This window comes from Paraburkholderia sp. CNPSo 3281 (genome assembly GCF_024206515.1).
Lineage (GTDB): Bacteria > Pseudomonadota > Gammaproteobacteria > Burkholderiales > Burkholderiaceae > Paraburkholderia > Paraburkholderia nodosa.
In genome coordinates this window covers 65,109-86,197 of record NZ_JAMBPS010000034.1, presented here as the reverse complement: position 1 = coordinate 86,197, position 21,089 = coordinate 65,109, and the positions used below count along the sequence as shown (strand labels likewise).

Below are 21,089 nucleotides of genomic sequence, written 5' to 3'. Positions count from 1 at the left end.
CAGACCCGCCGGGCCTTCGTCGCGATGGCGTTCAAGCCATTTGTAGCCGGTCTGGCGGCTGATGTTGAAACGCCGGCACAGCTCACTGAAGGGCAGGCTCTGTGCGGCTGCCAGACTGACGAATTCCTGTCTGAGGCTCATGGTGTCTTTTACATTCCAGGGCATGGATGGATTCGGGCGTTGGGTTGCCCAAAAGTGTCAACCATGTCCCCATACACCTGTCAATCATGTCTCCGGTCTGTACACCGCCGCAAAGAAAGGAGGTGCCGCCCCGCACAGGGGCAACACTTGCATACCAACGCGAACACAAGGAAAGGCCAAAAGACAGCGCTGAGAAAAACAATAAACTCCATCGCACTCCTGACCACATTATCACCTGCGCCCCTGCGCAACCATCTCAAGCAACGCCCGCGTCCCTGCCGACCGATCATACGCCCGCGTAGCGATCACCACTTCGCTAAACTCATTCGCCATCGCAAGCGGTTTAAACACCGCACCTTCAAGCCCAAACCCGCGCAAGCGGGCACAATGCCAACCCAAAGCCCGGCAGGCACGAAACTCGCCACCCCCACCGAATCCGTCGTACGCAATACGCTCGCCGGCTCGAAGCCAGCCTCCAGACGAAGCTCCGTCACGCGATGCCCCAACGCGCCCCCAGGCGGATCGTCCACGACAATCAACCGCTCCCCGGCCACATCGCGCAACGTCAGACGACGCCGATTCGCGCAGCGATGATCACGAGAGACCACGACAGGCAGTTCCCTGATGACGCTCTGGGAGCATCGTACGCATCCCGCGCGCAGCAAGGCATTGCGGATACTTGCCGGGGGCTACGCCACCCCCGCAACCGGCTGCGCCGCGGTGCTCGTGCGCGCCGATTTGCCCGGCGTATGGGGCTCCGCCCTGGGCAACCTCGTCATCATGGCCGCTATCTGCTGGTCCTGCACGGCGTCGCGACGCTGAACGGGCGGCAATACCGGGCGGGCTCGATCGCCCTGCTCGCGTTGATCGCGCTGACATGGGCCACATGGGGCGCACGGCATCCGCAGGCCATGTGGTACTACGCGAGCGCGCTTCCCATTGCGCTGGTGAGCGCCATGACCTCGCGCGAGCTGCTGCGCGGCGACGGCATAAAAAGGGGGCAATCGCGCCACGTCGCGACGTTCGTCACGGGATTCCAAGACCGGCGACGAAGTCCTCAAGACGTTCGCGGACATCGCCCGCAGCGCCATGGGACCCGAGGCGATCCTCGCGCGCATAGGCGGTGAAGAGTTCGCCGCCCCGCTGCCGGGCCGTGACCGCGTGCGCGCCAAAGCGGTGGGCGAAGCGATCGCCAGGCGTTTCGCTCAAACCGCCATGAACAAGGTCGATGGCGTCGCCATACGCGCCACGGTGAGCATCGGCCTCGCGCAGCATGGTCACGAAGCATCCACCCTCTCCGACCTGCTGGCCGCCGCCGACGCCGCGCTCTACAGCGCGAAAGCGCTGGGCGGCAACCGGCTTGAAACGCTGGTTCTTTAACGCCTCATGCCATGTCCGGCATTCAAGTCAGCTATTTGTAGGCTGCGCGCATTCTTTTTGCTAGCCCTCTTAGGCCCGCCCTATCCGGTCGCGGGCGCAATCGCGTCAAGCGGTAAGGGGGCACAATGGCAACGATCAATACCCGCATCCGGGTGGCAATTTCCGCCGGACTGATTTTCCTGCTCGCGGCTTGCGGCGGCGGTGGCGAAGGTGGAGGAGGAGGAGGCTCGAGCAGCGGCACCAGTACGCCGACGGGCGGCGTCAAGCTGCAGGTCGTGTCGTTCGGCGACAGCCTTTCCGATGTCGGAACCTTCGCGCCGCTTGCGGGCGCCGTGGGCGGCGGGCGGTTCACGACCAACCCCGGTCAGGTCTGGTCGCAGGATGTCGCGCAATATTATGGGGACAGCCTGAGCGCCGCGTACACTGTCGGCCTCGATCACAAGCTGAGCGCGCAAGGCGGCTTCGGCTACGCAGAGGGTGGCTCGACGGTCGCCACGCCGGCCAACCAGTACGACTTCCTCTCGGACGTGATCGGCAACATCGAAATGCCGCTCAATCAGCAGGTGTCGAGCTATATCTCCGCTCACGGCACCTTCAATTCCGGCCAGCTCGTGCTGGTCTGGGCAGGCGCAAACGATGTGCTGCGCGCCGGCAACCCGCCTACGGCCAATACGGTCGTGCAGACTGCCGCCACGACGCTCGCACAAATCGTCGGGCAGATCGTGCAGGCCGGCGCCACGCATGTCGTGGTGATCAACGTGCCGAACATCGGCCTCTCGCCCAAGGGCATCACCTCAGCCGACGGCGGCGCGAACCTGACCCAGCTCTCGCAGCTCTTCAACTCGACGTTGAACGGCGCGTTGCAGACGGATGGCCTGCAAGGCAAGGTCATCGAAGTCGATTCTTACACCTGGATCACGCAGCTCGTCGCAAACTTCCAGACGAACGGATTTACTGTGTCCAACACGGCCCAGGCGTGCGACCCTTCGAAAACGCCTGACAACACCTCGCTGCTCTGCTCGCCCGCCACCTACGTCGCGGCCAATGCCGACCAGACCTATATGTTCGCCGACGACCTTCACCCGACCACGCACACGCATTCGCTGTTCGCGCAGTACGTCGAGCAGCAGATCGCCGCGAGCGGGCTGGGTCATTGAGTGCTGGATGCAAGCGGCCGCGCCGGGCATGGACGCGACCGCTTGCGCAGTCGTCAATACTCCTGATAATTCCCGGCGCCTGAGGTGGCACCAGCGCCAACAGGTCCGATATAGTTGGCCCGCGGCCGCAGCAGCGTGCCGCTGGTCATCTGCTCGATGGCGTGCGCCATCCAGCCCACGCTGCGCCCAATGGCGAATATCGCGAACACAGCGTCTTCCGGCAAGCGGCAATAGCTGCCAAGCGCGGTGAGCGCGATGTCGATCGTCGGCGCGAGACCGCGCGATACGCGAACGTACTCGATCAGCGCGCGCACCTCGTCCGGCCCATCGAACGCCGCGAGCAGGTCCGCCGCGCGCGGATCGCCTTGCGGGTACAACTCGTGACCGAAACCCGGCAACGGCCCGTTCGCCTTCAACCAGCGCTCGACCGCGCCAGCCACCCCCATCGCGCGCACATCACCGAGCAGCGCCTGCACGCGCAGCGCGGCGTCGCCATGCAAGGGCCCGGCGAACGCGGCCAGGCCCGCGAGCATGCAAGAGCCGAGCGACGCCCCCGTCGACGCCGCCACGCGTGCCGCAAACGCCGATGTCGTCAATTCCTGGTCCGCGAGCAACGCGAGCGCACGCCGCAGCAAGTCCGCCTGCGCTTCGCATCGCCACGCACGCGCAAGACGCGCATGCAGCGCGCCGCTTTCGCCGAAGCGGGCGATCTCGCCCGGCCCAACGAAGGCGCTCGCGAAGCGGCCCACGAGGCAGGCCGCTTCGTCATTCAACCGTGCAGCGTCGAGCGCGCCGCTTGCACGCGGCTGCGCCGCGGCCAGCGCGATCGACGCATATACCCGCGCGCGCGGCGGCGCGCCATCGGGTACGCTCACGTCGTCGTGGAAGGTGGGGAAGACCGGCGCCGCGTCCGTTTCCCATAGACATCGGGCCACGTCTTCGAGCGTCGCCCGGCTCGCGAGGTCGATCGCGTCGTGGCCGCGGTAGTAAAGCCGCCCCCGTGTGATCGTGGAAATGCGCGTGTTGATGATGGGCTCGCCCCACGCCATCGTGCTCGCCGCGATGCTCTTGTGGGCGCGGCCAAGGTCGCGCTTCTTCCTGAGCGCCGCGACGTCCGAAGCGCGGTACAGCTTGCGGCTTGCGTGCTCCGGGTCCCACCGGACTTCGATGCGCCCGCGGCTCACGTACGCGTACAACGTCTGCTTGCGCACGCCCAGCGCGTGACAGGCCTCCTCCTGTGTCATCCAGATTTCCACTAGTTTTCCTGGGTTTGCCTGGGTTTGCCTGGTTGATTCACTCAATCAAGATTGACGCGTACTGGCGGGGTGCGTCAAATACAGTCAATCTGCCCCGGCATTGAGACGATGCTTGCGGGTACGGATCGATAATGATACCCGCGGCTTCGAGCGCGGGACTGGAGACATCGATGTCAACGCAGAGGACCGCCGGCTTTGCCGCCACCAAAGCCACGGACGCCACCCGCGTCACCCGCACGCGCTTCACGATTCTGGCCGCCATCCTGCTGCTCGCGACGGTCGCCTATGCAGACCGCGCGATCCTCTCGATTGCCGGGCCCGGCATAGCAAAAGAATTCGGGCTCAACCATATTCAGCTCGGCTACGTGCTCTCGGCGTTCAGCTGGGCCTATGTGGTCGGCCAGATCCCCGGCGGCCTGCTGCTCGACCGCGTCGGCACGAAAGTCATGTACGCCGCCACGCTGATCCTGTGGTCGCTTGCCACGATTCTCGTCGGCTTCGTCGGCAGGGTCACGACCGATATGTCGGTGGCGCTGGGCCTGCTGTTCGCCTTGCGCTTCGCGCTCGGGCTGATCGAAGCGCCGAGTTTCCCCGCCAACGGCCGCGTGACGGTCATGTGGTTCCCGAGGGAGGAGCGCGGCTTCGCCACGTCGTTGTTTGCGTCCGCATCGTATTTCGCCGTGGCGATCTTCTCGCCGTTCGCGGGCTGGCTCACCAGCAAGTTCGGCTGGCCCGCGCCGTTCTTCGCGCTCGGCCTGATCGGCATTGCCAGCGCCGGAATCTGGGCGCTCGTGATGCACGAACCGCGCAAGCACCCGCGTGTCTCGCCCGCCGAACTCGACCGCCTCGTAGCGGGCGGCGCGATGATCGACATCGACTCGAAGCTCGAGCGCCAGTCGCGCCCCGCCGTATCCGGCAAGACGCTGCGTATGCTGCTCGGCAACCGCATGCTCTGGTGCTCATATATCGGCCAGTATTGCGTCATCGCACTGAGCTATTTTTTCATCACGTGGTTTCCGATCTACCTCGTGCAGGCGCGCGGCATGAACGTCATGCAGGCCGGTCTCGCGACGATGCTGCCCGCCATCGCGGGTTTTCTCGGCGGCATTGCCGGCGGCGCGATTTCGGACGCGCTGATCCGGCACGGCTGGAGCGTTTCGTGGGCGCGCAAGACGCCGTATATCGTCGGCATGGCCGTGGGCTGCTGCATCGTGTTCTCGGCGTTCACCGAGAGCAACACTGCGATCGTCCTGCTGATGACGTTCGCCTTCTTCGGCAAAGGCGCCGCAGCCGGCGCAGGCACCTGGGCCATTGCGTGCGATACCGCGCCGCGCGAAGCCGTGGGGCTTGCCGGCGCGATTTTCAACTGCATCGGCAATATCGGCGGTATCGTCACGCCTATCGTGTTCGGCTATATCGTGCAGGCAACGGGCGGCTACAAGGCCGGTCTTTATTTTGTCGCGGCACACTGCGTGGTCGCGGCGCTGGTTTATCTCGTGTTCATGGGGCGCATCGAGCGCGTGAAAGTCAGCTGAGCACGCGAACGCACGCATCAAACGAAGCAAGGATTCATCGACTCATCATGGCAAAACCCATCATTCTCAACGCAGCCGAATTGCCGGCGCGCACTCAGGCCGAACTCGCGTCGCTCTTCACGATGCTCGATCTGCCGAAGGCGCCGCGCGAAGCCGCTGCGTTCCTCGCGCAACATGGCGCGTCCATTCGCGGCATTGCGCTGCGCAAGACGAAGATCGACGCGGCGTTTCTCGACACCCTGCCCGCGCTGGAGATCATTGCGAGCTACAGCGCCGGGCTCGACAACCTCGATGTGAAAAGCGCGCAGGCGCGCGGCATCCGCATCGAGAATGCCTCGCACGTGCTGGCCGAGGACGTCGCGAACACCGCGATCGGCCTCGCGCTCGCGCTCACGCGCGATATCGTGCAGGCCGACGCGTATGTGCGCTCCGGCCAGTGGCCCGAGCGCGGCGCGCTGCCGCTCGGCCGCTCGGTCTCGCGCATGAAGGTCGGCATTGTCGGGCTCGGCATGATCGGCGCGGCCATCGCGAAGCGGCTCGAGGCGTTCGGCTCGCAAGTCGCGTATTACGGGCCGAACCGCAAGAGCGTCGATCTGCCGTACTACGACGACATCACGCGTCTCGCGGCCGATAGCGACATGCTGATCCTTACCTGCCCGCTGACGCCGCAAACGCATCATCTGGTGAATGCGGCCGTGCTCGACGCGCTCGGGCCGCAAGGCTTTCTCATCAACATTGCGCGCGGCCCCGTGGTCGATGAGAAGGCGCTGATCGCCGCGCTCGATGCGCAGCGGCTCGCAGGCGCGGCGCTCGACGTGTTCGAGCACGAGCCACACGTGCCGCAGGCGCTGATCGACAACCCGCGCGTCGTGCTCACGCCGCATATTGGTTCGGCTACCGAAGAAACGCGCACCGGTATGGCGGATAACGTGGTCGATATGCTGGCAGCCCATTTTGGCATTGCGAGTCCGCGCAGTGCGCCTGTGCAAACACGGGAAATCGCGCAGGCCGCAGCAGCAGCCTGAGCTGGCGAGAGCTTTACCTGGCCAGGCTCAAGCCGATTCGCGCGCCACGATCGTGAACCCCACATCGAGCGCGCGAGGCTCGCTCACGCCGCTTTCTCCACTTAGGCGGTCGAGCAGAAAACGCGCAGCGTTCACGCCAATGCGGGTGCCCTCCACGCGCACCGTCGTTAGCCGCGGTGTGGTTTCGGTCGCGAACTCCAGATCGCCGAAGCCGCAGATCGCCAGTTGCGAGGGCACCTGCACGCCCATCTGGCGCGCAGCGCCAAGCGCGCCGATGGCGAGCAGATCCGAGCCGCAGAACACGGCGTCAAGATCCGGTGCGCGGGCGAGCAAGGGCGGCAGCGCGCGCTTGCCGTGCGCGACCGAACTGGGCGGCGCGACCAGTTCTTCGGGCACGTCCTCGATGCCTGCCTGCGCGAGCCGTTCGCGAAAGCCCGCGCGCCGCGCGAGCGCGCGCGCGTCGTTGGCGGAGATGAGCGCGGGACGGCGGGCGCCGCGCGCGAGCAAATGCGCGGCCACCGCGGCGCCGATCTGGTAGTGGGAAAAGCCCACCAGCATGTCGATCGGCGTATCGGTCATGTCCCACGTTTCGACCACGGGAATGCCGACGTTCTTCAGGCGCTCGCGCAACGAATCGGTATGCGCGACGCCCGTGAGCAGCACGCCTTCGGGGCGGCGGCTCAACACCGTATCGAGCAGGCTCTCTTCGTTCGACGCGCTATAGCCGCTCAACGCGAGCAGCACCTCGTAACCCGCGCGCGACATCGTCTCGCTGAAGACCTGGATGGTTTCCGAAAACAGCGAGTGCGAAACGGTCGGCACGATGGCCGCGATGAGCCGCGAGCGCGCCGACGACAAACCGCCCGCCAGCCGGTTCGGCACGTAGCCCAGCTTCTGCACGACCTGCCGCACGCGCTCCAGCGTTTCCGGCGCGACAGACTCCGGGTTGTTGAAGACGCGCGAAACCGTGATGGGCGAGACGCCCGCCTGCGCGGCCACGTCGGTAATGCGCAGGCCCTTGGGCCCACCGCGCGTGCGCTTCGTGCGCACGGTGGCGTCCGCGTGTTCGATGCTCGGAGCGGGTTTGATGGTCGACATGAACTTGAACGGAGGTGGGCAATGCGCGGCTATTGTAGCGAAACCGCCTCGCCGGCTAGCTCGCGTTGTTCGGCAGGGGCGCGCCGTCGACGGTTTGCGGCGCGCGGTCGCCACGGCGCAGGATCATCGCCGTCACGATCGCGAAGATCACCATGCATGCGGCGGGCACGAGCATGGGCATGCGCGTGCTGCCCGTTGCCTGCTTCACGAACGGCACGAGATTTTGCGCGATGAAGCCACCGATATTGCCGAGCGAATTGATCGCGGCGATGCCCGCCGCGGCGCGCGCGCCGTAGAGGAATTTGGGCGGCAGCGTCCAGAAGCACGGAATCAGCAGATACATGCACGGCGCACCAAGACACAACGCGGCGAAGCGCAGCGCATGACCCGGCAGAAAAACCGACGAAACGAAGAACACCATGCCGAGCAGCGACGACACCAGCATCGCGACGGTCGCATGATTGCTCGCGCGCAGCCGCGAAGGCAGCGTGGCGAGCACGATCGTCGCCAGCAGCCAGGGAATGATGTTGAGCAGCCCATTGGTGGTATTGGTCACGCCAAAGCCTTTTACGAGCGTAGGCAGCCAATAGCTCACGCCGTACACGGAGATCGACAGCATCATGTAGTAGAACGCCATGCCGAGCACGCGCGGCTCCGTGAACACGCTGAGCACCGAGCCGTGGCGCGACTGGCTGCGCGCGGCCGCGCTCTCGGTCGAGAGCGTGTGCGTGAGCCAGCGCTTCTCGCCTTCCGAGAGGAACGTCGCCTGCTGCGGCGCCTGCGGCAACAGGAACAGCACGACAATCGTGAGCAGTACCGATGGAATGCCGGTGACCACGAACACGAGCTGCCAGCCTTGCAGGCCGAACAGTCCGCCCTTGTCGAGCAGCCAGCCGCAGATCGGCGCGCCGATCATGTTGCCGAGGCTGCTGCCCACCGTGAAGTAGCCGAGCATGCGCACGCGGTGGCGCTGCGGGAACCACAGCGTGAGGTAGTAGATCACGCCGGGATAGAGCCCGGCTTCGGACGCGCCCAGCAAAAAGCGCAGGATGTAGAACATCGTGGCATTGCGCGTGAAGGCGAGCAGAATCGTGACCACGCCCCACGTGAACATGATGCGCGCCATCCAGCGTGGCGCGCCGTACTTGTGGAGCAGCACATTGCTCGGCACCTCGAACAGCAGATAGCCGATGAAGAAGAGCGAAGCGCCAAGCCCGTACGCGACTTCGGAAAGCCCGAGGCTGCCGAGCATCTGCAGCTTCGCGAAGGCGATGTTGGAGCGGTCGATATACGCGACCAGGTAGAGCACGCCGAGCAGCGGCATCAGCCGCCAGCCCATGCGGTTGATCAGACGCGGCTCGTCGATCGCTGCGGTGGCATCGTTCACGTTGTCTCCTGAGCCCGCGTCGCGCGCGGGCCTCTGATTATCGGTATCGTCCTGCGTGCTGCGTGAGTTATTTTGCCTGCTGCGCGCACCATGCGCGACACGCCGCCAGCGTTTCCTCGTTGGGCGGATAGGTGCCGCGCAGTGCCAGTCCCGACTCGATGCGCTCGGTGATGAACGCCTCGAGCCGCTCCTGCTCGGTGGCGTCACGCGCCACTTCCTCGGCCATTTCGTGCGGCACGATCACGACGCCATCGGCATCGCCCACGACGATATCGCCCGGATAAACCGGCACGCCGCCGCATGCGATCGGCACGTTCAGATCCACGGCGTGATGCTTCGCGAGGTTGAGCGGCGCACTCGCGCCCGCGCACCAGATCCGCAGGCCAAGCGCCGCGATCGTGCCGCTGTCACGCACGGGGCCGTCCGAAACCATCCCCGCCACGCCGCGCTTCGCGAGGCGCAACGCGAGAATCGAGCCCACCGAAGCCACCGTGCGGTCGCCCCGGCAATCCTGCACGAGCACGCTGCCCACGGGTGCGGTTTCCACGGCCTTGCGCTGCGGGTGGTCCGGATTCTGGAACACGCCCACGTGGTCGAGGTCCTCGCGCGCCGGAATATTGCGCAGCGTGAACGCCGGGCCGACGAGATTCGGCGAGCCCGGTTCAGGCTTCACAAGCGGCGCCACGCCCTGCAGAAACACGTTGCGCAGACCGCGCTTGAAAAGTTGGGTCGTGAGCGTGGCGGTGCTCACGTGACGCAGTTGTTCGAGCGCGGCTTCGCTGACTGGCGGATTCGGTGCGGTCATGATCGGTGATGTCTTCGAGGGTAGGGATTAGTGAATTTCCGGTTCGGCGCCGTGGGCTTCGCACGGCGTGGCGGCCGGCGTTTCGAGGAAATCGAAATCGCAGCCCTTGTTCGCCTGCGTCACGTGCAGTTGATGCATCACGCCGAAGCCGCGCTCGAACGGCCGCTTCGGCGGCGTCCACGCCGCCTTGCGCGCGGCCAGTTCCGCGTCGCTCACATGCAGATGCAGGCGGCGCGCCTCGACGTCGAGTTCGATGACGTCGCCGTCTTTCACGAACGCGAGCGGCCCGCCCACGAACGATTCAGGCGCGACGTGCAGCACGCACGCGCCGTAGCTCGTGCCGCTCATGCGCGCGTCGGAAATGCGCAGCATGTCGCGCACGCCGAGCTTGAGCAGTTTCTGCGGAATCGGCAGTTGGCCCCATTCGGGCATGCCCGGCGCGCCAACCGGGCCGGCGTGTTGCAACACGATCACGGAGTCGGCGCTCACATCGAGATCGTCGCTGTCGATGCGCGCGGCCATGTCGTTGTAGTCCTTGAACACCACCGCGGGGCCGCGATGCCTGAGCAGATGCGACTCCATCGCCGCGGGCTTGATGACCGCGCCGTCCGGCGCGAGATTGCCCGTGAGCACGGCGAGTCCATCGCGCGCGACGAGCGGATTGCTGCGCGTACGGACGGATAAAAAAGCCGTCGAAGGCCGGGGCGCCGGTCGCGCCACCCGGTGACGTGATGGGGTGAATGGTAGCGTTATCATTGGCGGCGCGATCCTGGGAGAAGTACGGAGCGTGGCTTGACCAAGCATCCTTCGGTGTGTATGTTTTCGTTAACGAATTTTGTAATGGAGACGTTTATGTCTATTCGTGCGAAGGACGTCGTGCCGATCAGCGAAGCACGCGCGCGGCTCACCGAACTGGCGGAAGACGTGGTCGCCGGTGCCGAAAAGGTCCTGACGAAGAATGGCGCGGCGTTCGTCGCGCTCGTCGATGCGAAAAAGCTCGACTTCTATCATGCCCTCGAGGCCGAGTACGGGCGGCTGATCATGATCGACGACGCCGAGAAGGGACTCAAGGACGCGCTCGCCGGGCGCACACAGTCTCTGGAGGACATGCGGGAGTCGATGCGACGTCGCGCTGAGCCGCGCAAATGATCCGGGTCGATTTTGCCGAAACGTTCGCAGAGCGCCTCGAAGCAATCAGCGAATTCATGCTGGAGCAGGACTCGTCGTCGGCTCCGCAGCGAATGGACGACCTTTGGGAGCAGATTTTTCGCTTCCGCGATCTCGTGATGATTCATCCAGAACTTGGCCGTCCGGCCGGCTTCCTTGCGGCACAAACCATTGAGGGGCAGACGCGCCTCGACAAGCTGAAGCGTCTGGCAATCGAAGCTGGCGTTCCCGATTTCCGTGAATATGTGCTGCGATCGCACGTGATCCTGTATGCCCACTCGGGTACGCGCGTCGTAGTCCTCTCGATTCGTCACCAGCGCGAGCTTGGCTATGCACCGTCGAGTGATTGATTGCTCCGCTTCGCTGCCGGACCGGCATCACCCGATTGTCGTCCCCAGTTGAACGCAGCATCGCGTTCCAGCCACTTTATCCACGCACGCGCCGACCGCATACTTCGTGACGTAGCCTCCACTCACCCGTCAACGCCATGCTAAACAGGGACGCCATTCGCTCCGGTGCGTTTCTCGAGAGTTTCAGCCATCTCCCGCCGGAAATTCTCTGGACGCAAGCCCAGATCGCCCAGTCGCTCGCCGATACGATGGCGAAGCGCCCCGCCGGCGAAGAGGTCTGGGTGTTCGGCTACGGCTCGCTCATGTGGAATCCGCTCTCGCACTTCGACCAGCGCGCGTACGCCACGCTGCATGGCTGGCGCCGGAGCTTTTGCATTCGCCTGTTCGGCGGGCGCGGCACGCCGCAGCGCCCCGGTCGCATGCTCGCGCTGGAACGCGGCGGCGATACGCAAGGCGTGGTGCTGCGGCTCGATGCCGCCACGCTCGACGAAGAGCTGCACATCCTCTGGACCCGCGAGATGTTGACGGGCGCCTACACGCCCGCCTGGACCGCGGTGACGCTCGCCACGGGCGAAACGCGGCACGCCCTCGCCTTCGTGGCAAACACCTGCCCGCGACAATACGAGGCTGATTCGAGCCCCGCGACTGTCGCGCGCGCGATTGCCCAGGCCCATGGACCGCTCGGCAGCAACGCGGAATACGTGTTCCAGCTCAGGCAGGCGCTTACGGACTGCGCGTTGACCGACGCCTACATCGAGGAAGTGGCGCAAGCCCTCGAACGTTTCGAAACGACGTCTTAAGCGAGTCGCGCGAGACCCGTGACCATCTGAACGACGCCAAACGCGGCAATCGCAACGGCGGAAAACATGGAGATGCCCCGCGTAAACGCGAGCGGCACCTTCGTACGCAACGCGGACGTCACGCCGCTCAGGAACAGCCACCACGCGGCCGAACCCGCGAACACGCCCGTCACCATCGTCACCATCGGCGCGACCGAAAGCCCTCCCCGCGCGCCCTGCTCGCCTGGCATGGCCGGCAGGGGCCCGAGCGCGGCAAACGCGGCGATGAACGAAAAAATGGTCAGGGGGTTCGAGAGCGTCAGCGCAAACGTCGTGAGGAAGTCCCGCGTGACAGGGCTGCGCAGGGTCTCCTGTACGGCGGCCGGCGCGGCGGGCGACTCGCGCGCGATGGTCCACGCCATCCACACCAGAAATGCGCCGCCCGCGGCCTTCAACACGACCGTCAGCATCGGCAGCGCCGTCACGATACCGGCCACGCCGAGCGCGCCGAGCAAGCCATAAAACGCATCCGCGCAGGCAGCGCCAATGCCCGTCGCGAAGCCGGAGTAAAAACCGCGGCTCAGGCTGCGCTGGATGCACAGCATGCCGATGGCCCCGACCGGTGCGGCGATGCAAAAGCCCATCGCCACGGCTTTGACGAACAACATGTCCCCTCTCCCCGCAATGCATGTCCTATAGGGGACTATCGTAGACGGCGCAGATTATCCGCAGAAGGCGAGTTTTAAGGGAAAATTGGCCTTTCACCTTAAACATTTCGCCATGATGGACGATCTGGACTGGAAAGTACTGGCGCTGTTGCAGGACAACGGCCGCATGACCTACACCGAGCTTGCGCGCCAGGTGCATCTCTCCGTGCCGGCGGTCACGGAGCGCGTGAGACGTCTCGAAGAGGCCGGCGTGATCGAAGGCTACACGGCGCGCGTCAACCCGGCCGCCGCCGGCTATCCGATCTCGGCCCTGATCGGCATTACGGTGCCCCAATCCGCGAAAGCGAAGTTTCTCAAGCTGCTCGGCACGATTGCCGAAGTGCTCGAATGCCATCACGTGACTGGCGCTGACTCCTATGTCATTCGCCTCGTCGCGACGAGCGTCGCCGACCTGGAGCGCCTGATCCAGCGCATCAACCTCTACGGCGAGACGCGCACGTCCATCGTCATGTCCACGCCGCTCGCCGCACGTGCGCTCGGGCGGCCCCAAGTCAACCCGGCCGGTTCGCGCAGCAAGGCCTAGCCGCGACGACCCGGGTCCTCAGAGCGAACGCTCGATCGCCTGCCCCAGCAGTTCCACGCCGAGATCGACCTCCTGCTCGCTCACGGTCAGCGGCGGCGCGATGCGAAACACGCCGCCCATGCCCGGCAACTGCACGATGTTCATGCTGAGCCCGAGCTTCATGCATTCGCGCGTGATTTTTGCGCCAAGGCCGTCGGCGGGCTCCTTCGTGCGGCGGTCCTTGACGATCTCGAGACCGAGCAGCAGCCCGCGCCCCCGAATGTCGCCGATGCATTCGAAGCGCTCCATCAGCTCCAGCAACCCGCGCCGCAAGCGCTCGCCCATGATGTTTGCGCGTGCAACGAGTCCGTCGCGCGCCACCACGTCCAGCACCCGCAGGCCGACTGCAGCAGGAAGCGGATCGGACACATGCGTCGTGTAGAACAGGAAGCCCCGTTCGTGCGCGGCTTCCTCGATCTGCGCGGACGTGACCACGGCCGCGAGCGGCAGGCCGGCGCCCAGCGTCTTCGAAAGCGTGAGAATGTCGGGCGTCACGCCGTCGTGCTCGCACGCGAACATCATCCCGGTGCGCCCAACGCCCGTTTGCGCCTCGTCGAGAATCAGCAGCATGCCGCGTTCTTCGCATTTGCGCTTGAGCGCCGCCATATAGCCGGGCGGCAGTTCGATGATGCCGCCCGAACTCAGGATCGGCTCCGCGATGAAGGCCGCGAGATTGCCGCTGGACTGGCGGTCGATGAGATCGAACGCGTAGTCGAGTTCCGCGAGGTAATCGTATTGCCCGTTGCGCTCGAAGCGCGGCCGGTACGTGAACGGCGCGGGAATCGCATACGAGCCCACCGCTGCGGGACCCACGCCCTTGCGCCCTGCGCTATAGGTGGCCGAAGCCGCGCCGCCCGTCATGCCGTGCCACGACTGCGCAAAGCCCACGATTTCGAATTTTCCCGTGACGAGCTTCGCCATGCGGATGGCGGCCTCGTTCGACTCCGCGCCGGTGCTCAGCAGCAGCGCCCGGTCGAGCCCGGCGGGCGTAACGTCGGCGAGGCGCGTGGCCAGTTCGACCACGGGCCGCGAGAGCATGCCGCTGAACAAGTGGTCCAGCTTGCCCGCGTATTCGTTGATGACCGAGACGATTTCGGGGTGGCTGTGACCGAGCACCGCGCTCATCTGCCCCGACGTGAAGTCGAGAATCGGGCGGTCGTCGGCGTCGTAGACGAAGCTGCCCTGGGCGCGCTCGATGATCATCGGCTCGAACGTGCCGCCATAGCGGATCAGGTGCTGCCTCGCGTTGCGCCAAAACTGTTCGTCGTCGTTCCTGGACACGGGCTTCTCCTCGTCGGGTGGCGGGTTTTCCTTGCAGTCTAGGCGACGCTCTGGTTTTATAGAATCGAATAGTTCTTATGCAAGCTAGAAGAGAGGCTAATATCGTGAGCCGTCCGCTGGAAATCGATCTGCTGCGTTCGTTCGCGGTCATTGCCGAGGTGCGCTCGCTAAGCCGTGCGGCCGAACGCGTGGGCCGCACCCAGTCGGCGCTGAGCCAGCAGATCAAGCGGCTCGAGGAGATCGTCGATCAGCCGCTGTTTCAGCGCACCGGCCGCGGCGTCGCGCTGACCCACCCCGGCGAGCGCCTGCTGGTGCACGCCCAGCGCATGCTGCGCCTGCACGACGAGGCCATGGCCGACCTGTGCGGCACGGGCTTGTCGGGCACCCTGCGCTTCGGCTGCCCGGACGACTATGCCGCCGTGTTCCTTCCCGCCTTGCTACGCCGGTTTTCGGGCCAGCATCCCAATGCGCTCGTGGAAGTCGTGTGCGTTCCGACACCTCGCCTTCTCGAACAACTCGACAAGCGCGCGGTCGATCTCGCCATCGTGTCGCTGCCGTTGACCGCCACTGGATTTGCCGACGCAAGCGGCCCGCACGACGAGATCATTCGCCGCGAGCAACTGGTCTGGATCGGCTCGCCCGAACTCGACTCCGCCCACTTCGATCCGTTGCCGCTCGCGCTCTCCGATCCGGACACGCTCGACCATATCGCGGCCTGCGAAGCGTTGGAACGCATGGGCAGGGCCTACCGCGTCGCGTATGCGAGCAGCAGCCTCGCCGGCCTCACTGCGCTCGTGCGTTCGGGCCAGGCCTTCGCCGTCATGACGCAAACGGCCGTTCCGGCGGATCTGGCGATTCTCAATGGCGACCCCGCGCTGCCGCCCTTGCCGGCCGTCGGCATCACGATCAAGTTCGGGCGCAAGCGGCCGTCGCTCCTCACGACGGCGTTTGCCGAGCATATCCGGCTCACGCTGCCGCTGTTGTGAACGCACGGCGACGCTTCACAGCGTTTGCGGCGCGCTCTCGCCTTCGCGCGCACCCGCGGCCAGCGCGATGTCGTACGGATCGCGCACGCTGCGCGCGTACTGCTTGGGCGCCATGCCCGCCCAGCGCCGGAACGCGCGAATGAATGCCTTCTCCGACGCGTAGCCCACGCTCATGGCGATCTCGATGAGCCGGCGCCGCGAATCGCGCAGCGCACCGCTCGCGATATACATGCGATACGACGTGAGATGCCCGATAGGCGTTTCCTCGACCAGTTCGACAAAACGCGCGCTGAAACGCGAGCGCGACATACCGGCAATCGCCGCCAGCGACTCGACGGTCCAGTCTTGCTCCGGGTGCCGGTGCAGTTGCGCGATGGCGCGGCCGACCTGCGGGTCCATGAGTCCGCGCAACCAGCCCGTGTGGCTGACGGCCGAGGCGAGATGCGCGCGCAGCAACTGCACGAACAGCACGTCGGCGAGGCGCGCGGCCGCAACGGCCCAGCCCGGCTGGCAGGCCATCGATTCGCGGATAAAGGCCATGAGCGTGTCCGCGAGCCACGGGCCAACCGCGGCGTCGTTCGCACGCACGTGAATGAGCGGAGGCAGCACCGAAAACAGCGGATTGCGCACCGCCTCGCGGTAGAACACGATGCCGGTGTAGAGATCGCACACTGCGCCGCCGCGGCCCGACTCGATGCGCAAAGGGGTGTCGAAGCTCGGGCGAATGCCTGCGCGCGCAGCGAGATCGTCGAAGGGGACGGGCGCAACGTCGGGCGCGGAAGCCAGCACGTGTTCGTGGCCGTGCGGCAGCAGCACGAAATCGCCGGGCTCGACACAAAGCGGCTCCATGCCCTGCACGATCACATAAAACGGCGCGCCGCGGCCCGTGCGGAACATCACGCCCTCGATCGCCGGCTTGCGGAACGCCCATGACGCCGCGAGCGAGAAGTGTCCCGTTACCACAGCGTCGGCGCGCAGATCCGCCAGTGCGGCGCTCAACAGGTCCGTCGCCATTGTCCCCTCTGAATGTGTGGCGCTGCGCGGCATGCGTGCCGCGTCAGAAGCGTTGCTGAATGCCCATCATCGCGCCGAACTGGTTCGCGCCCGTCTGCACCGTGCCCGCGGCGGCTACCGCATTCGCGGCGAGTGCGCTGTTCAGCATGTACCCAAGCGATGCGTAAAGCGTCGTGCGCTTCGAAACGAAATAGTTCGCGCGGCCGACGAACAAGGTCGAATTCGATTGGTCGCGCAGAATATAGCGCAGCCCCTGGAAGTCCAGGGAAAAGGCCGGTGTCACGTAATAGTCTGCGCCCAGAAAAAAGAGATCGGATTGCATATGCTCCGCCGCGGCCGTGTTGCGGCGAATCCAGCCGCCGCCCACCTTGGCCGAGCCGAACTTCACGTAGCCGTCCACGATCACGCGCTTGTCCGTATCCGCGCTGCTCACGAGCGGCGCCGAGGCGCCCGGGCCGCCGTACATCACGTCGTACGACGCGGCGGCGCCGCCCCATGCGTTGTCGTAGGCGAGCATCATCGTGTACTGGCGGCAGGCCACGGCGTCGCCGGCCAGCTGGCCGCCGCAGTTCGTCGCCGACGGGCCCGCGGGACCCGCTGCATCGCGCCCGAAGCTGTAGGTCCCACCGATCGTCACGCCATGGAATTTGCCGAGATAGCCTACGGCGTTGTCGCTGCGCGCGTTCGGCAGATAGCTGTCGAAACTCGCCATCGAATGGATCGACGGGCCGATCACGTCGGCGTTGAACAGCACATACATCGACATATTCATCTGGCGGCCCAGCGTGAGCGTGCCGTAGTCGCTGCTCACGCCCACGTTCGCCTGGCGGCCAAACAGGCGTCCGCCATAATTGAGCGCGCCGCTATTGGGCGCGAAGCCGCTTTCGAGCATGAAGAAGGCCCGGTAGCCGCCGCCCAGGTCCTCCTGGCCGCGCAGACCGAAGCGCGACGGCACCTCGCCCGTGAGCGAGGGCATGCCGACGAACGAACCACCCTTCGCGGTATTGTTGTAGTACTCGATGCCCGTATCCACGATGCCATAGAGCGTCACGCTGCTCTGCCCCCACGCGAGCGCCGAAGCGAACGCGAACGATGCTGCCACGATTGCCTTTTTCATCACGATCTCCAACCCTTTATTTCGTCATACTTATTTATTTGAATAGATACCGGACCATTCAACGCGGCCCGGCTTCAGCATCAGCTTCGCGCGATCGGCGCAATCTGCGCGGTCATTCGCTCTTGCTGCCGGCGAGGATCCATTGCGCGACGATCTGCGCATCGCCCGCGCTGATCGCGTTGGGCGGCATGGGTATGGCGCCCCAGTTCCCCGAGCTACCGTTCTGGATATGCGCGACGAGCGCGCTCGACGCGCCCGGCTTGCCCGCGTAGCGCGCGGCCACGTCACGGTATGCGGGGCCAACGAGCTTCTTGTCCACGGCGTGACAGCCGAAGCAGGCATGCTGCGTGGCGATCTGGCGCGCGCGTGCAATATCCACTGCGGGCTCGGCAAACGCACTCTGGGCGAGCACGGCAACCGCGAGCGGCACGAGGAAATAAGGAATACGAATCATGGATTAAAGCCTTTTTGTGGGGATGAAACAGGGATTCGATTTCAGGCTAGCGGCTGCTCGAGCGGCATGGTGCGCAGGCGTGCGCCCGTCGCTTCGAACAGCGCGGCGGCCACGGCGGGCGCGACTGGCGGTAGCGCCACCTCGCCGCAGCCTTGCGGCGCACGGTCGCTCTCCACGATCTCGACCTCGATCTTCGGCATCTGCGAGAGATACAGGAGCGGGTAGTCGGCGAAGTTCTCCTGCACCACCGCGCCGTCCTTGAACGTGATTTCGCTCTTGAACGTGTTGGTGAGCGCGAAGCCGATGCCGCCCTCGACCATCTCGCGGATCAGCGTGGGATTGATGGCCTGCCCGCAATCGACGCCGCACACCACGCGTTCGAGTTTCGCGTGGCCTTCCACCATGCGCAGTTCGACGATGGTGGCAACGTAGGTCGTGAATGCGCCGCCACGGCCCGTATAGAGGCAGTACGCGAGGCCGCGGTGCACGCCCGCTGCCGGCCTGCGCGTCCAGTTCGCCCGCGCCGCTGTGCGATCGAGCACGCGCAGCGCGAGCGGATCGTCACGCAGCAGCGTGCGGCGGTAGTCGAGCGGGTCGATGCGCGCCGCGTGCGCCAGTTCGTTGATGAAGCTCTCGAGAAAAAAGACGCTGGACGTGCTGCCCACGCTGCGCATGAAGCTCACGGGAATGGGCTGATCGACGCTCACCGAATCGACGAGCAGATCCGGCACCGAGTAGCCGAGATCGTAAAGGCCGTCGAGCATGGTCTCGTCCCAGCCGCCCGCCTTTTCGAAGTAGTCGCGCTTGATCGACCAGTAGAGCGATTGGCCCACCACACGCAGATGCATGGCGCTCGGGTAGCCATCGGGACCGAGCACCGCGCGCATGCGCGCCGAAACGCCGGGTCGGTAGAAACCGTGGCGAATATCATCCTCGCGCGAACGGATCAGCTTGACCGGCCGCCCCACCGCCTTCGAGGCGACAGCCGCATGGATCACGAAGTCGGGCACGTACTTGCGCCCGAAGCTGCCGCCAAGGAACGTTGTGTTCACAATCACCTTGTCGGACGGCACCTTGAAGATGGCGGAAAGCGCCCAGCGCACCTTGTCCTGCCCCTGGATCGGACCCCACACTTCGATGTCGTTTTCGCGCACATGCACCGTGGCGTTCACGGGCTCCATCGTGGCGTGAACGATATAGGGCGTGTGGTAATCGGCTTCGATCAGCCGCCCTGCTGCCTGCGCGCCGTGTGCGCTGTGTGCGCTGTTTAAGTTACGCGCGGCTTCGAACCGCGCGCTCGCGTCGCCAATGCGCGTGGCCACCACCGCTTGCTCCGACATCAGCGCGGCCTGGCGCTCTGCGAGTATCGTCGCGCTGTCTGCGGGCGGCCCGCCGTCTTCCCACTGTACGTCGAGCGCGTCGCACGCCTTCTTGGCCTGCCAGTAGGTATTGGCCACGACGATCACGGCGTCCTTCGCCTGCACCACCTCGACCACACCAGCGAGCGCGCGCACCGTATCGCGGTTGCGCACGGCGCCTGGCCTGCCGTTGAGCGTGGGCGCCATTTTCACCGCACCGGTCAGCATGCCGGGCACCTGCACGTCAATGCCGAATATCGCGCTGCCGTTCACCTTGGCCGGTGCGTCGAGCTTGTGCAACGGCTGGCCGATGAGCGTGCGCGCCGACCCGGCCTTCAGGCGCGGCTGCGGATTCAGCGGCAGTTTCGCGGCGTCCGCAAGCAGTTCGCCGTAGCCGACCGAACGCCCCGTTTGCAGATGGATCACGCGACCCGTCTTCGTCGCGCACTGCGTGGGCCGTACGCCAAGACGCCGCGCACCCGCCGCGAGAAACACCTCGCGCGCCTGCGCGCCTGCAATGCGCAAACGCTGCGTGAACATCGTGACCGACATCGAGGCGCCCACGAACTGCTGAGGATGCTCGTTCGCTGCCGCGATGCGATACGCGTCGCGCCCCGTCACGAACTGCACGCTCACGCGCCGCCAGTCGGCGTCCATTTCGTCGGCCAGCACCTGCGGCAAGCCGGTGTAGACGCCCTGCCCCACTTCGGCCTGCGAGAGCCCGATGATCGTCTGGCCGTCCGGATCGACGCGCACCCAGTCGTTGATCTCGCGAAAGCGCGTCCCGTCCTCCGTTGCCGTCGCCTGCTCGCTGAACGCGAGCGGCAGCACGAGGCTACCCGCAAACGCGAGACCGGTCTTGAGGAAATCGCGGCGGCTTTCGCGCGGCGGTTCGCCCGCGCCTTGCGCACGCTCAGGAATTCGCTGCGACATGAATAGCCTCGCGAATTCGGTGATAGGTCGCGCAGCGGCACAGGTTTGTCACGCCCTGGTCGATCTGCGCCTCGGTGGGGTGCGGATGCTGCTTGAGCAGCGCGGCAACGGCCATCACCATGCCGGACTGGTAATAGCCGCATTGCGGCACATCCTTCGCGATCCAGGCCCGTTGCACCGGATGCGAGGTGTCGGGCGCAAGGCCCTCGATGGTCGTGATCCGGCGGCCCGCTATCGCCGAGACAGGCAGCACGCACGAGCGCGTCGCCTCGCCTTCCAGATGCACGGTGCAAGCCCCGCACGCGCCGATGCCGCAGCCGTACTTGGTGCCCGTCAGGCCCGCGGACTCGCGGATCACCCAAAGCAGGGGCGTATCTGGATCGCCTTCGAACTCGAAGAGCCGGTCGTTCAGTGTGAATTGCATGCGCTGTCTCCCAAGATTCGCCGCCTTTTTGCCGTTTGAAAAACGGTTGGCGATGAGTGGAATTCTTGGCGCGCCTAAAATACCCGGCAATGGCGCGACGGCCCAAATAAGTTGCCGTTCGTCTCTTTCATTGATCCGGGATATTCAACTGA

General features: G+C 65.5%; 21 protein-coding genes and 2 pseudogenes. 9 read left to right on the top strand and 14 right to left on the bottom strand.

The window, feature by feature from the left end; translation table 11 throughout:
• Both M3I56_RS27220 and M3I56_RS41720 read right to left on the bottom strand, forming a co-directional pair.
• Positions 1–141: helix-turn-helix domain-containing protein (locus M3I56_RS27220; RefSeq protein WP_375541800.1), on the bottom strand; the 141-nt coding region annotated here is incomplete at its 3' end.
• Positions 142–446: 305 nt separating this feature from the next.
• A complete protein-coding gene (locus M3I56_RS41720; RefSeq protein ID WP_375541799.1) occupies positions 447–749 on the bottom strand; it encodes a LysR substrate-binding domain-containing protein in 303 nt (100 codons plus the stop codon).
• A 16-nt stretch (positions 750–765) separates the two neighbouring features.
• Here M3I56_RS41720 and M3I56_RS27215 point away from each other — a divergent pair.
• Together M3I56_RS27215 and M3I56_RS27210 are read left to right on the top strand one after the other, a co-directional pair.
• A pseudogene (locus M3I56_RS27215) lies at positions 766–1,521 on the top strand (diguanylate cyclase domain-containing protein).
• Between the two features lie 125 nt (positions 1,522–1,646).
• Entirely contained in the window at positions 1,647–2,678 is a 1,032-nt protein-coding gene (locus M3I56_RS27210) for an SGNH/GDSL hydrolase family protein (protein ID WP_254356588.1), read from the top strand.
• Positions 2,679–2,731: 53 nt separating this feature from the next.
• Here M3I56_RS27210 and M3I56_RS27205 read toward each other — a convergent pair whose 3' ends face one another.
• Positions 2,732–3,922, bottom strand: a complete 1,191-nt coding sequence (locus M3I56_RS27205; protein ID WP_254356587.1) for a citrate synthase family protein — start codon at positions 3,920–3,922, stop codon at positions 2,732–2,734.
• 182 nt (positions 3,923–4,104) lie between these two features.
• On the opposite strand from M3I56_RS27205, the gene M3I56_RS27200 reads away from it, so the two are divergent.
• A complete protein-coding gene (locus tag M3I56_RS27200) occupies positions 4,105–5,469 on the top strand; it encodes an MFS transporter (RefSeq protein WP_254356586.1) in 1,365 nt (454 codons plus the stop codon).
• Between the two features lie 47 nt (positions 5,470–5,516).
• Complete coding sequence (locus tag M3I56_RS27195; RefSeq protein ID WP_254356585.1) at positions 5,517–6,494, top strand: 2-hydroxyacid dehydrogenase; 978 nt, start codon at positions 5,517–5,519, stop codon at positions 6,492–6,494.
• Between the two features lie 27 nt (positions 6,495–6,521).
• Here the strand turns inward: M3I56_RS27195 and M3I56_RS27190 are convergent, their stop codons facing one another.
• From M3I56_RS27190 to M3I56_RS27175, 4 genes and pseudogenes are all read right to left on the bottom strand, one after another.
• Complete coding sequence (locus M3I56_RS27190) at positions 6,522–7,592, bottom strand: LacI family DNA-binding transcriptional regulator (protein ID WP_254356584.1); 1,071 nt, start codon at positions 7,590–7,592, stop codon at positions 6,522–6,524.
• Positions 7,593–7,647: 55 nt separating this feature from the next.
• Positions 7,648–8,931 carry an MFS transporter gene (locus M3I56_RS27185; protein ID WP_302057020.1) on the bottom strand — a complete coding sequence of 428 codons (1,284 nt, stop codon included), beginning with the start codon at positions 8,929–8,931 and terminating at the stop codon, positions 7,648–7,650.
• A gap of 115 nt (positions 8,932–9,046) precedes the next feature.
• Entirely contained in the window at positions 9,047–9,784 is a 738-nt protein-coding gene (locus M3I56_RS27180) for a ribonuclease activity regulator RraA (RefSeq protein WP_254356582.1), read from the bottom strand.
• 27 nt (positions 9,785–9,811) lie between these two features.
• Positions 9,812–10,462, bottom strand: a pseudogene (locus tag M3I56_RS27175) (dihydroxy-acid dehydratase); the annotation flags it as partial.
• A gap of 114 nt (positions 10,463–10,576) precedes the next feature.
• On the opposite strand from M3I56_RS27175, the gene M3I56_RS27170 reads away from it, so the two are divergent.
• From M3I56_RS27170 to M3I56_RS27160, 3 genes are all read left to right on the top strand, one after another.
• On the top strand, positions 10,577–10,933 hold the full coding sequence (locus tag M3I56_RS27170) for a type II toxin-antitoxin system prevent-host-death family antitoxin (protein WP_375541798.1): 357 nt from the start codon (positions 10,577–10,579) through the stop codon (positions 10,931–10,933).
• Complete coding sequence (locus M3I56_RS27165; protein ID WP_254356581.1) at positions 10,930–11,301, top strand: type II toxin-antitoxin system RelE/ParE family toxin; 372 nt, start codon at positions 10,930–10,932, stop codon at positions 11,299–11,301. The genes M3I56_RS27170 and M3I56_RS27165 overlap by 4 nt, the downstream gene beginning before the upstream one ends.
• Positions 11,302–11,438: 137 nt before the next feature.
• Positions 11,439–12,101 (top strand): gamma-glutamylcyclotransferase, encoded by a 663-nt coding sequence (locus M3I56_RS27160; protein ID WP_254356580.1) that lies wholly within the window; start codon positions 11,439–11,441, stop codon positions 12,099–12,101.
• On the opposite strand, the gene M3I56_RS27155 is transcribed toward M3I56_RS27160, so the two are convergent.
• Positions 12,098–12,748 carry a LysE family translocator gene (locus tag M3I56_RS27155; protein WP_254356579.1) on the bottom strand — a complete coding sequence of 217 codons (651 nt, stop codon included), beginning with the start codon at positions 12,746–12,748 and terminating at the stop codon, positions 12,098–12,100. The two genes, M3I56_RS27160 and M3I56_RS27155, sit on opposite strands and share 4 nt — an antisense overlap.
• A 115-nt stretch (positions 12,749–12,863) precedes the next feature.
• Between M3I56_RS27155 and M3I56_RS27150 the strand changes: the two genes are divergently transcribed.
• Positions 12,864–13,331, top strand: coding sequence for an Lrp/AsnC family transcriptional regulator (locus tag M3I56_RS27150; protein WP_254356597.1), 468 nt, complete (start codon positions 12,864–12,866; stop codon positions 13,329–13,331).
• An 18-nt stretch (positions 13,332–13,349) separates the two neighbouring features.
• Here M3I56_RS27150 and M3I56_RS27145 read toward each other — a convergent pair whose 3' ends face one another.
• Positions 13,350–14,651 carry an aspartate aminotransferase family protein gene (locus tag M3I56_RS27145; RefSeq protein ID WP_254356578.1) on the bottom strand — a complete coding sequence of 434 codons (1,302 nt, stop codon included), beginning with the start codon at positions 14,649–14,651 and terminating at the stop codon, positions 13,350–13,352.
• Positions 14,652–14,728: 77 nt separating this feature from the next.
• Here M3I56_RS27145 and M3I56_RS27140 point away from each other — a divergent pair, with 77 nt between their 5' ends.
• Positions 14,729–15,637, top strand: coding sequence for a LysR family transcriptional regulator (locus M3I56_RS27140; protein WP_254356577.1), 909 nt, complete (start codon positions 14,729–14,731; stop codon positions 15,635–15,637).
• A gap of 15 nt (positions 15,638–15,652) precedes the next feature.
• Here M3I56_RS27140 and M3I56_RS27135 read toward each other — a convergent pair whose 3' ends face one another.
• The 5 genes from M3I56_RS27135 to M3I56_RS27115 form a co-directional block, all read right to left on the bottom strand.
• Positions 15,653–16,651: an AraC family transcriptional regulator gene (locus M3I56_RS27135; RefSeq protein WP_254356576.1), complete on the bottom strand. Its 999-nt coding sequence runs from the start codon at positions 16,649–16,651 to the stop codon at positions 15,653–15,655.
• A gap of 43 nt (positions 16,652–16,694) precedes the next feature.
• A complete protein-coding gene (locus M3I56_RS27130; protein WP_254356575.1) occupies positions 16,695–17,768 on the bottom strand; it encodes a porin in 1,074 nt (357 codons plus the stop codon).
• A 112-nt stretch (positions 17,769–17,880) separates the two neighbouring features.
• Entirely contained in the window at positions 17,881–18,222 is a 342-nt protein-coding gene (locus tag M3I56_RS27125) for a c-type cytochrome (protein WP_254356574.1), read from the bottom strand.
• Between the two features lie 41 nt (positions 18,223–18,263).
• Positions 18,264–20,513 (bottom strand): xanthine dehydrogenase family protein molybdopterin-binding subunit, encoded by a 2,250-nt coding sequence (locus M3I56_RS27120; protein ID WP_254356573.1) that lies wholly within the window; start codon positions 20,511–20,513, stop codon positions 18,264–18,266.
• Entirely contained in the window at positions 20,494–20,937 is a 444-nt protein-coding gene (locus M3I56_RS27115; protein ID WP_254356572.1) for a (2Fe-2S)-binding protein, read from the bottom strand. Before M3I56_RS27115 ends, M3I56_RS27120 begins: the two co-directional genes overlap by 20 nt.
• Positions 20,938–21,089: the final 152 nt, after the last annotated feature.